Annotated in this window: 14 protein-coding genes; 8 read left to right on the top strand and 6 right to left on the bottom strand. The window is 48.4% G+C overall.

The annotated features are described in order from the left end of the window. Positions 1-67: 67 nt before the first annotated feature. The 4 genes from LACPH_RS04810 to LACPH_RS04825 all read left to right on the top strand — a co-directional run bounded on the left by LACPH_RS04810 (position 68) and on the right by LACPH_RS04825 (position 3,384). A complete protein-coding gene (locus tag LACPH_RS04810) occupies positions 68-463 on the top strand; it encodes a hypothetical protein (protein ID WP_274784655.1) in 396 nt (131 codons plus the stop codon). A 16-nt stretch (positions 464-479) separates the two neighbouring features. After that, positions 480-1,211, top strand: a complete 732-nt coding sequence (locus LACPH_RS04815; protein ID WP_087911891.1) for a response regulator transcription factor — start codon at positions 480-482, stop codon at positions 1,209-1,211. Continuing rightward, entirely contained in the window at positions 1,208-2,755 is a 1,548-nt protein-coding gene (locus LACPH_RS04820) for a sensor histidine kinase (protein WP_087911892.1), read from the top strand. The genes LACPH_RS04815 and LACPH_RS04820 overlap by 4 nt, the downstream gene beginning before the upstream one ends. A 95-nt stretch (positions 2,756-2,850) precedes the next feature. Then, positions 2,851-3,384 (top strand): GNAT family N-acetyltransferase, encoded by a 534-nt coding sequence (locus LACPH_RS04825; protein WP_049169974.1) that lies wholly within the window; start codon positions 2,851-2,853, stop codon positions 3,382-3,384. Positions 3,385-3,448: 64 nt separating this feature from the next. Here LACPH_RS04825 and LACPH_RS04830 read toward each other — a convergent pair whose 3' ends face one another. After that, the gene (locus LACPH_RS04830; protein ID WP_274784656.1) at positions 3,449-3,655 is read right to left on the bottom strand and encodes a hypothetical protein; all 207 of its coding nucleotides are present in this window, start codon (positions 3,653-3,655) and stop codon (positions 3,449-3,451) included. A gap of 314 nt (positions 3,656-3,969) precedes the next feature. On the opposite strand from LACPH_RS04830, the gene LACPH_RS04835 reads away from it, so the two are divergent. Continuing rightward, positions 3,970-4,404, top strand: a complete 435-nt coding sequence (locus LACPH_RS04835; protein WP_025012936.1) for an ACT domain-containing protein — start codon at positions 3,970-3,972, stop codon at positions 4,402-4,404. A 22-nt stretch (positions 4,405-4,426) separates the two neighbouring features. Further along, positions 4,427-4,930: a hypothetical protein gene (locus LACPH_RS04840; protein WP_010489165.1), complete on the top strand. Its 504-nt coding sequence runs from the start codon at positions 4,427-4,429 to the stop codon at positions 4,928-4,930. A gap of 148 nt (positions 4,931-5,078) precedes the next feature. Here the strand turns inward: LACPH_RS04840 and LACPH_RS04845 are convergent, their stop codons facing one another. The 5 genes from LACPH_RS04845 to LACPH_RS04865 all read right to left on the bottom strand — a co-directional run bounded on the left by LACPH_RS04845 (position 5,079) and on the right by LACPH_RS04865 (position 9,179). Beyond that, complete coding sequence (locus tag LACPH_RS04845) at positions 5,079-5,414, bottom strand: hypothetical protein (RefSeq protein ID WP_049169976.1); 336 nt, start codon at positions 5,412-5,414, stop codon at positions 5,079-5,081. Then, complete coding sequence (locus tag LACPH_RS04850) at positions 5,392-6,699, bottom strand: Y-family DNA polymerase (protein WP_274784658.1); 1,308 nt, start codon at positions 6,697-6,699, stop codon at positions 5,392-5,394. Before LACPH_RS04850 ends, LACPH_RS04845 begins: the two co-directional genes overlap by 23 nt. Before the next feature lie 224 nt (positions 6,700-6,923). Beyond that, positions 6,924-7,094, bottom strand: coding sequence for a hypothetical protein (locus LACPH_RS04855; protein WP_047105870.1), 171 nt, complete (start codon positions 7,092-7,094; stop codon positions 6,924-6,926). A gap of 84 nt (positions 7,095-7,178) precedes the next feature. After that, positions 7,179-8,387: a zinc-ribbon domain-containing protein gene (locus tag LACPH_RS04860; protein WP_274784659.1), complete on the bottom strand. Its 1,209-nt coding sequence runs from the start codon at positions 8,385-8,387 to the stop codon at positions 7,179-7,181. 3 nt (positions 8,388-8,390) lie between these two features. After that, positions 8,391-9,179: an SGNH/GDSL hydrolase family protein gene (locus LACPH_RS04865; RefSeq protein WP_274784660.1), complete on the bottom strand. Its 789-nt coding sequence runs from the start codon at positions 9,177-9,179 to the stop codon at positions 8,391-8,393. Positions 9,180-9,434: 255 nt separating this feature from the next. Here LACPH_RS04865 and pcrA point away from each other — a divergent pair, with 255 nt between their 5' ends. Beyond that, complete coding sequence (pcrA, locus tag LACPH_RS04870; protein ID WP_274784661.1) at positions 9,435-11,687, top strand: DNA helicase PcrA; 2,253 nt, start codon at positions 9,435-9,437, stop codon at positions 11,685-11,687. Positions 11,688-11,732: 45 nt separating this feature from the next. Beyond that, positions 11,733-13,757: an NAD-dependent DNA ligase LigA gene (gene ligA, locus LACPH_RS04875; protein WP_274784662.1), complete on the top strand. Its 2,025-nt coding sequence runs from the start codon at positions 11,733-11,735 to the stop codon at positions 13,755-13,757. The last annotated feature ends 1 nt before the right edge of the window (position 13,758 follow it).

Raw genomic sequence — 13,758 nt, forward strand, 5'->3', positions numbered from 1 at the left:
AATGTTTGCACTTGGCACTATGCTGACGCAAACTTAGGTTTTAAGCTAATTTTATGGAGGTATGTCTATGATTTTACTTGTTGCTGGATGCATGCAATTACTAATGGGCATCCTTCTGGCACTTTTTCGACCGCGACATCAAACCAATTTCTGGGGCTACACATCCTATCTTGCCAGCGTCAATGCCGATAGTTTTCGCTTAGCGCAACGATGGTTTTGCCAGGCATTGATTGTTACCGGGGCTCTCGAGGGCGCTGCCGGTTGGATCATTCACCGGCTTTCGTGGGATAATTTTTTCATCATTTGGCTTTTTGTGGCTGTACTGTTATTCTTACCGGGATTCGTTTATACCGAAAGCCGGCTAAGACAGTATCTTGAAGCCCATCACCAGCTTCCTTACGATTATGTCGCACCGGATGACGTTCCGAAACCTAAACGCCATAAAGGTTTTAAAGATTTGTGAAATGAGGGGTTTATCAGTGAAACTATTAATGATTGAAGACAATACAAGCGTGGCAGAAATGATGGCCATGTTTTTTCAAAAAGAAAAGTGGGAAGTCGTGAACGCTTATGATGGCGAAGAAGGGCTTGCTAAGTTTAAAGAAGCACCTGACAGCTTTGACATTATCACACTTGACCTGAATCTTCCTAAAATGGACGGGATGCAGGTGGCCAAGGAAATCCGCCAGATCAGTGAAACCGTCCCGTTGATTATGTTGACGGCCCGCGATACTGAAAGTGACCAGGTGCTGGGACTTGAACTCGGCGCGGATGACTATGTAACCAAACCGTTTTCGCCGATTACGCTAATTGCGCGTATCAAGGCGTTGCATCGCCGCGCTGAAGTTGGTGCCGAAGTCGGTGCGGAGCAGGCGGCGCCGGAGGAAAAGAAGGATGGCTTTGACGTTGAAACCGACCATTTCAAGCTCAGTACCAAGACGCGTGAAGCTTATTTGAATGGCAAACAAATCGAGGGTCTGACACCCAAAGAGTTCGATTTGTTGCATACTTTATCCAAGAGCCCCAAGCAGGTCTTTTCCCGCGAACAATTGCTTCAGCTGGTGTGGGATTATGAATACTATGGTGACGAACGCACAGTCGATGCGCATATTAAAAAGCTGCGTCAAAAGATCGAAAAAGTCGGTCCGCAAATCATTCAAACCGTTTGGGGCGTCGGGTACAAGTTTGATGATTCGGGGCTTGATCAATGAAAATGCTCTATCAACAGTTAATCGGCTTTTTTGCAGTTATCATGGTGACCTTGGTAATTGTGTCGATTCTGTTCATTCGTTCGACAACCAATACAGTTTGGGAAAATGGGTTTAAGCAGCTTGAACAGTACACTGACGTTTTAAAAAACAACGCTGTCGATGAAAATACTTACGTGATCAATGCACGCTTTATCCAAAATGCCGAGGAGATTCTTAGCGATCAACACGTGCATTTTGTTATTTATGATGCGAACAACGTGGCTAAGTATCCGGTTTCACAAAAAAGCCCGATGGCAGCGATTAAATCGAGTTACTGGAAGAAGTTAAAACAAGGTTCAGCCGTTGCCGTACCGGAGCTGATGACCAATCCTGTGAGCGGCCGGTCCCAAAATATGACAATCTATTACCAGCCGGTTTTCCTGAGTGAAAAACTACTATTTGTCATTGCGGCATTTGCACCGGTCGAGCAAATTCAAAGCTCGATTAACAAGACCGAGCACAACTTACTCATCGCTTTCGTCTTATCGACTTTGGCGGCCTTTATTATTAGCTACTTCATTGCGTCGTATCAGGTTCGCCGCATTAATCAACTGCGCCAGGCGACGCATCAGGTGGCGGAAGGTAACTATGATGTGACCGTCAAAATGAAAAGCCGCAGCCATGATGAAGTGGCAGAACTAGCGGATGATTTTCGTGACATGGTGACGTCTTTGAAAGCCAGCCAGCAGGAAATTCAGCGGCAAGAAGATCGGCGCCGTCAGTTTATGGCGGATGCAGCTCACGAGATGCGGACGCCGCTGACGACGATTAACGGCTTGCTGGAAGGCTTGGCTTATGATGCAATTCCCGAAGAAAGCAAGGGGAAGAGCATTGAACTCATGCGTAACGAGACCAATCGTTTAATTCGCTTGGTCAACGAGAACCTTGATTATGAAAAGATTCGCACGAATCAGATTCTTTTGAGCAAACATACCTTCAACGCCCGCAAGGATCTTGATAATATTGCCGAACAACTGGCACAAAAAGCCGAAGAAGCTGGCGACAAGATTACGATTGAAGCACCGGAAAAGCTGCCAACTTATGCCGACCACGACCGGTTTGTTCAGATCATGTTCAACATTGTCCAAAATGCGGTTCAGTTTACGCAAAATGGACAAATTACGATTAATGGGAAATTAGGCTACCACCAAACCGAGTTTAGGGTGAGTGATACCGGCATCGGTATGTCCAAAGATCAGATGAAGAACATCTGGGAGCGATATTATAAAGCTGATCCTTCGCGGAAAAATACGAAATACGGCGAATCCGGTCTAGGTATGGCCATTGTCCATCAACTGATGGGCCTGCATGGCGGCACCATTGATGTTGATTCTGAATTAGGATCAGGTACCACGTTTACTTTGATCTTCCCTGATGAAGAGACGGCACCTAAGCAAAAGAAGCAAACCGGTTCAAAGCCATCAGGCGATTCAGCTGCGACCAAGCCAGACTCGACAGCCAACACCACCAGTGGCTCAGATCAACAGACTAAGCCAAATAAATAACGCATCCTCAAAAATGGCAGTGATATCGAAACAGCACGTCACCGAAACGTTAAAACGTGTATAATAAAAATTATTATAACAAAAAGGAGACAATTATGACCATTCGACGAATACAGCAAAACGACTTTGCCGAGGTAGACGCCTTATTGCAAACCGCATTTAGCGGCAGCAAGCGCGGCTATCACGGAGAAGCAGCGTTAGTCGCTGAGTTACGACGCACCGCTGATTATGATGCAGCGCTGGAAGTGGTGGCGACCATCGACGGTCATTTAGTCGGTTACGGATTGATGACTGCAGTCACCATTACGCCTGATGCCCATATGCAAGGTGTGGCCTTGGCCCCCTTGGCCGTAGCACCTGATTATCAAGGCAGTGGGTTAGGGATGGCGATTGTTTCGGAGCTCGATATGCGGGCCACAGATCTACGTCGCGATTTTGTCAGCGTCATCGGCGATCGGCAGTTCTTCGGCCGCATCGGCTTTCGCAAGGCCGCAAACTATCGACTCGAGCCACCGTTTCCGATCGTGGCCGAAGACCATCTCATTAAGGAGCTGGTCCCCGGCGTTTTGGCTAGCGTGCGCGGAAAAGTCAATTACGCCCATCCTTTTTTAGCTGAAACATTGGAGTAACATCAGGCGTTAACAGTGATGAGCTGCGGTTAAAACCGCAGCTTATTTTGTCGGGCAAGAGGTGTTACTTTTTCTTGTGACTCCTGGACGTGTCGGTGACATGGTGTGCCATATGTAATGCACCGATGCAAAGTCCACCACTGATGAGCCCGCTGCCCATTAACGCGTTATCACTCAGGTGCGGCCAGTATTCGACAAACGCTATAAACGCGATGATGATTGCCACTGTCAGTAATTGCCAAGATAAATGATACGGTTGCCGCATCTTCATTCAAAAGCCCCCTCATGCTTTTCCTTTCAAAGACACCATCAGCCTACTGCAAAATAGCAGACGTTTAAAGGTTCATTGATGAAATAGGAGCAGCTATCGAGCTATAACGGAGATTACCTAAAGTGGAATTGACAGCGCTTGGCGAAGTGTTATAAGTAAAGAGAGCTTATTTTCCTAAAAACATGTCAAATCTTTTACAATTTGACGTTTGCTTTTCAGAAGTGGCAATGACTGTTACAATATGAACATATTCGAACGGATGTCTGTCGGTGAGAAGCGGTTGCTGGCAGTCGGTTCATTTTGGGGGGATTCGCGTGAAGCAGTTTTATATTGTTGACAGTTCGATTCTTCCGGACGTGGTCGGCAAAGTGATTGCCGCGCGGGCATTGCTCCAAAATGGCGAAGTTAAACAGGTGAGCGAAGCGGTTAAGCGAGTTGGCATTTCCCGCGGCACTTATTACAAATACAAGGACTATGTGTTTTTACCAGATCATGAAATGGCATCGCGTAAGGCGGTCATTTCATTGATGCTTCATCACGATCGCGGCATTTTGTCGGAAGTTTTGACTGTGATGTCACAAGCTCAAGCCAGCATTGTGACCATTAACCAGAATATTCCGATCCACAACTGGGCAAGTGTCGTTATATCATTTGATATTTCGGCGCTTCAAGGAACCCTCGATGATCTCGCTACTAAACTTGGCGGCATTCGCGGTGTCAGTGATGTGCACCTGATTTCCATTGAATAAACAGCATGTTTTTGGAGGCTTTATGAAAATAGCAATTAAATTGTTGCTCTGGGTTTTAGTCGCTGGCGTTGCTTTGTTTCCGGCGTTGTTACTGATTTTGTTTGTGATTGGCCTAAGCGTCGTGATTTCCGGCGCCATGGCAGTTAGTGCTGTTGGCTTTGTTTTGGGCATCATTTTTGTCGCACTAGTGGGCTTGAGCATTATGATTCCAAGTGTTTTGCTCATTATTCGCTTCATGACTTTTCGGACGGTTAATGCGCGTTTCCGGCATGGCAATCAACGCGTTGTCTTGCCAGTGAGCGTCCGGTTAACGGGTCGTTCCATTTACCACGCAATTTATGAGAACTTTAAGGCTGGACGGCGCCAAGGTAAACATTTGGTGCAGGCGTGGAGTTTTGGGTTTGAAACCTACTTCCATGAAGATCTTCAGGCTTATCTAGCGGATCAGATTCTTGCCCAGCACGGCCCCGAGATGGCTGAGGCCTTTGTGCTTGATGAACGCCACTCTTATACGATTGCCTATTAATTTGAGCAATCGTCTGGTGGTGGTATCGGTTAATTAGTGCTAATCATAATGAAAAGTCGGTCTTGTTGTCTGAGGCTGGCTTTTTTATTGGAGTCAATATTCAGCTTTTAGCTATATTAGGCACGCAATCGGACTACCGAGCAGGGCATCATTCATCAAGACGGGCACGGCGTTGAATAACTCGGTTGGTTTGCGGCCAGCGCATGTCTTCAAAACCGACAAATTCAATGGTTAATTGCGTTTGTTTGCGTAACAAACCAAGGAAAGCCTCTAACTGGGCAAGATCATAGCCGTGCAGACTGTGCAACGGGATCGAGCGCTGCCGTTGATCCTTGGGTTGAATGTTAAAAAAGAAGTTGAACGCTGGCGTGTAGGTCTGATTCACCAGTGAGATCCAATACCGTGTGTTTCGTTTGCGCTTAAATAGTGGCGTTAACCGTTCCATGATGATTTTAAGGTCTTTAGTCATAGCTATTGCCGCCATTGTGTCCTCCTACCAGTGATGCACGCTGAATGGCTGTACCACCATGCATCGCGCTTTTGGCGTACACCAACGCCTTGAAACCAAAGCGACTGCGAATCGTATCGAGTGTTCGTTCCAGATCGGTGGCCTTGATTTGACGATCAACTGGTTCAAAAAAGTTAAGCTGTTCGCCGGTGTCAGGTGCCAGGCGGGATGTGAAGACGGCAACATTGCGGATAACTTCACCATGCCAGTTTTTCCGAAAAATCTCGCGCAACGCTGCAACAATGTCGGTGTTGCGATTGGTCGGCAGAATTCGCTTTGCTTGCGTAAAACCGGACCGACCGTCTTGCTGGCTTTCTGCATATGAGAATCCGATACCCAGTGAAAGCTCACCGGCACGTTTATGATGATGACGTAAGCGGGCTGCGACCTGTTCACCGATTTCTTTGATGACAATTTCGATTTCGAATTGATTGCTATAGTCGCGCGGAAGCACTTGGGAATTACCGATACTTGGCTGGCGCGTTACAATGCGCTTACTGATTTTGGTGCGATCAACGCCCCAAGCGGTTGCAAACAGCTGAGTGCCGATAATACCCATTTCCTGTTTTAAGGCATAGGGATTCGCATGGGCGAGTTCGTACATGTTTGTGATGCCCATGCGCGCTAAATGCGCTGCTGTGCGGTGACCGATACTCCAGACATCGGTCATCTCGTTAATTTTCCAGATGGTGTTCGGAACCGTCGCATACTTAATTTCGCCAAGTAAATCAGGACTGTGCTTGGCATAAACATCGAGGGCAATTTTGGCTTGTACCGGATTTTCACCGATTCCGACCGTCGTACGCAGGCCCAGTTTTTGCTGAACAGTTGACTGAATACGCTTGGCAACTGCTCGCGGCGTTTTCCCGAAAAGCTTCCAGGTATGGGTTAAATCGAGGATAGATTCATCAATCGAGTAAGCCCACAGATCTTCATCGGCGACGAATTGACGGAAGATATCGTTAATGGCCAGATTCTTCTGAATATAGAGGTTCATGCGCGGCGGAACGACAATTAGGTGTGGTTCGTTGGGCAAATCGCGCTGACGACTGACATTATTCTTGAGGCCATACATTTTTTTGGCCATAGGCGAAGTCGCTAAGATTAGCCCGCCGTTGGTGTTCTCCTGTTCAGACATCACAACTAGGATGGTTTTGAGCGGATCAAGTCCACGCTCAATGCTTTCGACTGAGGCGTAAAAGGACTTATTGTCAATCAAAAAAATGACCCGATGCGGTTCGTGTGGATAATCATAGGCCATGAAGATCACCTCTGTTTATCATTATACGAACATATGTTTGCTTAGGCAAGTTATTTATTTTTTTGGGGGATGCTATAACGCGCTCCCCGGCGCAGAAGTCTGCGACCAAGGCCGCTTATACTTCGGCTTCTAAGCACGCCGGCTCACGCTCAGCACCACATAAAAACCCCTGCTGTGCATATGCACAAACAGGGGCATCAATGAAGCTATCAAAATGCAAACATCTAGCGCATGCAACCGCCCATGTGCCAGGACGAAATGCCGCGCATCATGCTGCCGTGGGCTATTCCCATGCCACCGCCATTGTTAAAGACTTCCAAAATAAACAGGGCGGCAAAGATGGCGGCAATGACGATTAACGTGACCACTAATGGCCGCCACTTATCTGATGTCATACGATCCGCCTCCTAACGAATTAAATTCGGATACTACCATTAGTATAACACCATGGCATCAATGACAAAGGGGATACGGACAAATCAGTCATCGCGTTCCCATTTAATTTTGAGATTGGTTTCGATCAAGTCTTCGTCATCAAGTGCAAAGGGTTCAACGACACTGCCGCCATCAGACTTGGTGAATTTAATGTTGAAGACATTGCCGTCACGATAAACGACTTCCCACTTACCGTTGCTTGGTGTGCCGTTATTGGTCGCTGTATAAGTGCCGTCGCTATTAAAAGTGAACGTTGCCCGGTCGCCTGATTCCCAGCGTCCAACAATGCCACTGGTGGAATGATTGTCGTTGCGTTTTGACGTGTCGGAAGGATACTGGCGGGTTGTTTTCGTGACGCCATTGTCATCATAATCGTCATCGTTGTCATCGTCGTGGGTATTGCTGTCCGGATGTGAATTTTGCGATGATGTGGTACTGGAAGATGTGGTACTGGAGGAGGCCGTTGCCGCATCTAAAGTTAAATCCGATGCTTGACCTTTTAGCGGGATCACCACTTCCCGTGTGAAATCTTTGGTTGTGCCGTCATGCGTGCCGCTGAGTTTAAGCGTGTAGACGCCCGGCAGTTGACCGGTGATGATATATTGCCCGTCATGCGCTTTGGCTTGCGCTGGCGTGCCGTTCAAAGTGAGTGTGGCATTTTTAAGGTTGGTTTTGACGACGGCATCGGCTGTCCCTAATTTGACTTTATATTTTGGAAAAATAAGCAGCTCATGGCCTGCCTTGACAATCTGAACTGTGCCGCTGGTCGACTTAGCCATAATCATGCTATGCAGAAGACTACGATCGCTGCGGTTTTTGATGAGTTGCGCAAGGGGCTTCAAATCGTCCTCGTGCAACGCCGTCCCATCGCTGGCTACCGCGACTTCCGCCATATCATCGGCATCTCCACTGGTCATTTCTTCGGCCAGCTCGGTGACTTGCCGATCCTGACTGTAATAAGTCGCACCAGCAAAATAAGCGATTCCCAGTATTAAGATCACGGCAATCCCGGTTATGAGCAGCCAACGCCGTGGTGACCGTGGTGGGCGGCGACGTTCGGCAGTAGCCGTTGTGGAAGAAGCGGTGGACGAAGGAGTGGCAGGTGACGATTGTGAATTGGCTGCTTCTTTTTGATTTGTGCTTTGCGCCTGTTGTCGCGCAGCACGCAAATCAAAGCCGCAGTTTGGACAAAAGTCGTCATCAGGGCCAATCGGTTGACCGCAGTTAGGACAAAATTTTAAAGATGCTTGCATGGATCATTCCTCCAAAGTTTTGATGAGTAGGGCAGCGATTTGATCATGCCCCTTTTGATTAGGATGAAACGTGTCGCGCGGACCATTAGCCGCAAAGTCGGGAATGGCGGTGCCAGCCGGGCCGATTACATCATCATGGCCTTGCCAGATCGTCGCTAAGTTAGCCACTGGCACGTGGTAAGAGCGACCGATCTCTTTGACAACAGCGTCAAATTTTAAATCCGCGGCGGCATACGGCCCGTTGTTCGGCGACCAGGTTGTCATGAGGATCAGTTGGGCGGTGGTCTTTTCCTGAAGCGTCGTCACAATGGTTGTGAGGGCTTGGCGGTAAGCAGCAAGGGCGGATGGCGTCGCACCACCCACAGCGTCATTGGTGCCAAACTCGATCGTCACTACGTCCGGCTGCTGCGCCACTAAGCTTGACAACGCCGAGACGCCGAGATTCGTGGCAGTTTTACCGACTTCGGCAATGCCTGCCTCAGTAACGGTTTTGCCGGTTAATTGCCCCAACTGCTGAGCAAAAAGCGAAGTGAAGCGACTGGCTTTTTTATCTGCAAAAAGCCCGACAGAAAGGCTGTCGCCAAAAGGTGCATAAACCAATGTATCTTTTGAGCGAGCCTTCAATTTAGCTAACGGCGTCTTTGGTACCGATGATGCCTTCTGTGAAGCACTTACTTGGCGCGAACTTGCGGATGTCGATGCGCGACTGGATTTAGCTGCATGCCGTTGAACACCGCAACCGGCAGCCAACAGTAATAATAAAAGTCCCAACCCCACCCAAACTTTTTTCATAGAACCACCTTGTTTTAAGTCACTGTTTCTCTGACTGCTTTCTTTAAGTGTATCAGAGTGACCTGTCAACGCAATGAATATGCAATAACAACGAATGACGGAAATTTCGGGTCAAGCGAGAATCTAAAATAAGCATTAAATACCGCCTGTTTTGGCCGCTATCGTATCTTGCCGGCACTCACGCTTAGGCCCAAAGTTTGGTACAATAGGTCAAGGAATTTTTCACTTGGTTTTTCTGAAAGGACGATTCGTTAAATGGTAATGGATGCCGCATTAAAGGGTATGAACGATAAGCAGGCCGAGGCGGTACTGGCCACCGAAGGACCGGTTTTGATTATGGCTGGCGCAGGCTCCGGCAAGACGCGGGTGTTAACGCACCGGATTGCTTATTTGGTAGAAGAAAAAAACGTTAATCCATGGAACATCCTTGCCATCACCTTCACGAATAAAGCAGCTCGTGAGATGCGTGAACGGGTAGGGAAGCTCGTTGATCCCGAAATTGCTCGGGATATCTGGGTCTCGACCTTCCATGCACTTTGCGTCCGGATTTTACGGCGGGATATTGACAAGCTTGGCTATAATCGCGCCTTTACAATTGCCGATCCAGCTGAACAGCTGACGTTGGTTAAACACATTCTGGCGGATTTCAATTTGGATCCCAAACGCTACGACCCCAAGTCAATCCTGGGGGCCATTTCGAATGCCAAAAATGATTTAATCGATCCGCAGACTTATGCAGATGAACAGGCTAATAGTCCCTTTACCAAAATTGTCGCGGAAGTTTATGCGGAGTATCAAAAACGGCTCCATAGCGATCAGGCGTTGGATTTTGACGATCTGATCATGCAAACCATCGTGTTATTTGAAAAGGACAAAGAGACGCTGGCTTTTTATCAACGTAAGTTCCGTTATATTCACGTTGATGAGTATCAGGATACGAACGAGGCCCAGTATCGACTCGTGCACATGCTGGCAGAAGGTTACCACAATCTTTGTGTTGTCGGGGATGCGGATCAGAGCATTTATGGCTGGCGTGGTGCCAACATGCAGAACATTTTGGATTTTAAAAAGGATTTCCCTAAGGCCCGTGTGATTTTACTTGAGCAGAATTATCGCTCCACGAAGACCATTTTAAGTGCGGCCAATGACGTGATTAAGAATAACCTGAATCGGCAGGTGAAGACGTTGTGGACCGAAAATGGCAAAGGTGACAAAATCACGTATTATCGCGCCCAAAGCGAAACTGACGAAGCGATTTTTGTCATCCGACGCATCGAAGAAGAAATGGCCGAACATCATCGCCACTATGGTGATTTTGCGATTTTGTATCGAACAAATGCCCAGTCGCGCGCGATTGAAGAAGCATTCGTCAAGTCCAATATTCCTTACAAAATGGTGGGCGGTCACAAGTTCTACGATCGTAAGGAAATTCGGGATGCGCTTGCGTATTTTCGGTTAGTCGTCAATCCTGAAGACGATATGAGTTTCACACGGATTGTGAACGAACCAAAGCGTGGCATTGGTAATACCAGTGTCGAAAAGCTGGAAGCATTTGCCAGCCAGCATGGGTGGTCGTTGTTGGAAGCAGCAGCCAATGCCGAACTCAGTCCCATTTCTGGCAAAGCGCGCGGTAATCTGGCGAAGTTTGGCAAAATGATTCAGGAACTCGGCACCCGCCGCAAAGATTTGAATGTTACGGACATGATGCGGGCCATTTTGGATGAGAGCGGTTATCTGGATGCGTTGCGGGCAGCACACACGCTGGAAGCCGATACTCGGATTGAAAACCTGGAAGAACTGCTATCGGTGACGCAAGGATTTGACGAGCGCTATCAGCCGGAGAATGAAGACAGTGACATTTTTGTCGACTTTTTGGCTGAGCTGGCGCTGCTGTCGGATCAGGACGAAGTAGAAGAAGATGCCCAGGAAGTTACCTTAATGACGTTGCATGCGGCTAAAGGACTGGAATTTCCGGTTGTCTTTTTGGTTGGCATGGAAGAAGGCCTTTTCCCGCTGAGTCGAGCGGCTATGGACGAAGGCGAGCTTGAGGAAGAGCGGCGTCTCGCATACGTCGGCATCACGCGCGCCAAGCAGAAGCTGTATCTGTCCAATGCCTATGCCCGAATGCTATACGGCCAGCGACAAAATAATCCGGCTAGTCGTTTTATTGAAGAAATCGATCCGGACTTGCTTGAAGTCGTTGGCGGCAATCAGCCGAAAAGCGATATTCCGTTTATTAACCGGACCGATCGGGCATTTAGTTCGCCGTATAGCCGCCATGCCGAGACTGCTGCAACGCCGGTGACGGTTAAACCCGTACCGACAACCGGTGCAGGGAAAACCAGTTGGGAAGCTGGCGACAAGGTGACGCATCGTAAGTGGGGAACGGGTACCGTCGTCAAGGTCACTGGAACAGGCGATGATCAGGAATTGGACATTGCCTTTAAAGCGATGGGGATCAAGCGGTTGCTAGCAGCGTTTGCCCCGATCAAGAAAATTGAATCTTAATGATAGGCTCGTGAGGATGAAGTATGGTGTTCAAGGAGGCTCGCCGTGTTAACAAAACCAGCTGCTCAATTTACGCTTGAAGAAGCCGAGGCGGAAGTCGCCAAGCTGCGCAAGCAATTAAATCAATGGCGTCTGGAGTATTACACCAAAGACGCACCGACCGTAACGGATAACGTTTATGACGATCATTATCGTGACTTGCAGGCGTTAGAAGCGGCATTTCCTAAACTGGTCACCCCCGATTCGCCGACGCAACAGGTTGGCGATGTGATCAACTCGGATTTTGCCAAAGTTCAGCATCCGATCCCTATGTTGTCGATGGGCGATGTCTTTTCATTTGAAGAACTTAGCGAATGGGATGCGCGCATGCAGGCTAATGTTGGGCATCCGGTTGATTATAATGTGGAGTTAAAAATTGATGGACTTGCCTTATCGCTTATTTATGAAGATGGCAAGTTAGTCCAAGGCTCGACGCGTGGTGATGGTAACATTGGCGAAGATGTTACCAAGAATGTGCTAACGATTGATTCGGTACCGAAAACCTTGAAAAAGCCACTGTCACTCGAAGTACGCGGTGAATGCTATATGCCTAAAGCGGCGTTTGCCAAATTGAATGCCCGGCAGGAAACTGAAGGCAATCCGCCATTTGCCAATCCACGTAATGCGGCCGCGGGCTCCTTGCGTCAGCTAAATCCGCGTGTCACGGCCGGCCGGGAACTGGACACGTTTATTTACACGTTGATTGATCCTGATCGGTTTAACGTGAAAACGCAACATGAAGCGATTGCGTTCATGCATGATTTGGGCTTTACCACCAATCCCAGTTCGGAAGTCGCCAGTGATATGCAGGCGATTGATGCGTACATTACTAAGTACACAAGTGATCGCGATGCGTTGCCGTATGGAATTGATGGGATCGTTTTAAAAGTCAATGACTTGGCGCTGCAAGCCCAGTTAGGTAACACGGTTAAAGTGCCGCGGTGGGAAATTGCGTATAAGTTTCCGCCTGAAGAAGCCGAGACAGTAATCCATGAAATCGTCTGGACTGTCGGTCGAACCGGGGTTGTCACGCCGACTGCGGTGATGGATCCGGTTCAGCTGGCGGGGACGACGGTTTCGCGGGCAACCTTACACAATGCGGATATGATTCATGATAAAGACATTCGCATTGGCGATACGGTCATGCTGCATAAAGCTGGCGACATTATCCCGGAAGTTTCGCGGGTGTTGGTTGCCAAGCGCCCGGCGAATACGCCACCGACGCCAATTCCGGAAAAATGTCCGTCGTGCGGTCAGAAACTAGTGCACCTCGATGATGAAGTGGCGTTGCGGTGCATTAATCCGATGTGTCCGGCACAAATGCAGGAGCAGCTGACACATTTTGCTTCGCGTAACGCCATGAACATTGACGGTTTGGGTCCTAAAATCATTGCGCAGCTGCAGGCCAAACACCTGGTGCGGGATGTCGCCGATCTCTACCGCCTGACTGCAACCGATCTGGCTCAGCTGGACAAATTCAAAGAAAAATCAATTAATAATTTATTAAGTGCGATTCATAACAGTCGGCAAAATTCCGTGGAACGCCTAATCTTTGGATTGGGGATTCGTCACGTTGGCGGGAAAGCCGCGCGAATTCTTGCGGAACATTTTGGCGACTTGGATCACCTGATGGCTGCCAGTCAGGAAGACATTGCGGAGATTCCTAATATTGGGCCGACTATTGCCGAAGCCGTTGTGACCTATTTCAAGACTGATACGGTACGAAAGCTGATCGATCAATTGCGTTCTGCAGGGGTCAACCTACGTTATACCGGTCCAACGCAGTCCGCGGTAAAAGACAGCTTTGTTTCCGGGAAAACCGTGGTCATCACAGGTAAATTTGCCGAGTTTTCCCGCCCGGATCTGACGAAACAGCTTGAAAAATTAGGCGCCAAAGTTACCGGATCGGTTTCAAAGAAAACGGATTTGGTGATTGTCGGTGAAGCAGCTGGCAGTAAGCTGACGAAAGCCCAGAAATTAAATGTTCCGACGATGGATGAAACAGAATTGTTGGCGAACTTGAAGAATTGAG

Source organism: Lacticaseibacillus parahuelsenbergensis (genome assembly GCF_030770265.1).
GTDB classification, from domain to species: domain Bacteria; phylum Bacillota; class Bacilli; order Lactobacillales; family Lactobacillaceae; genus Lacticaseibacillus; species Lacticaseibacillus casei.

Bases quoted from the DNA above. Each gene is read 5' to 3' on its own strand.
- LACPH_RS04820 (WP_087911892.1), top strand. From the start codon at position 1,208: ATGAAAATGCTCTATCAACAGTTAATCGGCTTTTTTGCAGTTATCATG.
- LACPH_RS04840 (WP_010489165.1), top strand. From the start codon at position 4,427: ATGAAAATAGCAATTAAATTGTTGCTCTGGGTTTTAGTCGCTGGCGTT.
- LACPH_RS04865 (WP_274784660.1), bottom strand. From the start codon at position 9,179: ATGAAAAAAGTTTGGGTGGGGTTGGGACTTTTATTATTACTGTTGGCT.
- LACPH_RS04860 (WP_274784659.1), bottom strand. From the start codon at position 8,387: ATGCAAGCATCTTTAAAATTTTGTCCTAACTGCGGTCAACCGATTGGC.
- LACPH_RS04830 (WP_274784656.1), bottom strand. From the start codon at position 3,655: ATGAAGATGCGGCAACCGTATCATTTATCTTGGCAATTACTGACAGTG.
- LACPH_RS04845 (WP_049169976.1), bottom strand. From the start codon at position 5,414: ATGGCGGCAATAGCTATGACTAAAGACCTTAAAATCATCATGGAACGG.
- LACPH_RS04825 (WP_049169974.1), top strand. From the start codon at position 2,851: ATGACCATTCGACGAATACAGCAAAACGACTTTGCCGAGGTAGACGCC.
- pcrA (WP_274784661.1), top strand. From the start codon at position 9,435: ATGGTAATGGATGCCGCATTAAAGGGTATGAACGATAAGCAGGCCGAG.
- LACPH_RS04855 (WP_047105870.1), bottom strand. From the start codon at position 7,094: ATGACATCAGATAAGTGGCGGCCATTAGTGGTCACGTTAATCGTCATT.
- LACPH_RS04810 (WP_274784655.1), top strand. From the start codon at position 68: ATGATTTTACTTGTTGCTGGATGCATGCAATTACTAATGGGCATCCTT.
- LACPH_RS04850 (WP_274784658.1), bottom strand. From the start codon at position 6,699: ATGGCCTATGATTATCCACACGAACCGCATCGGGTCATTTTTTTGATT.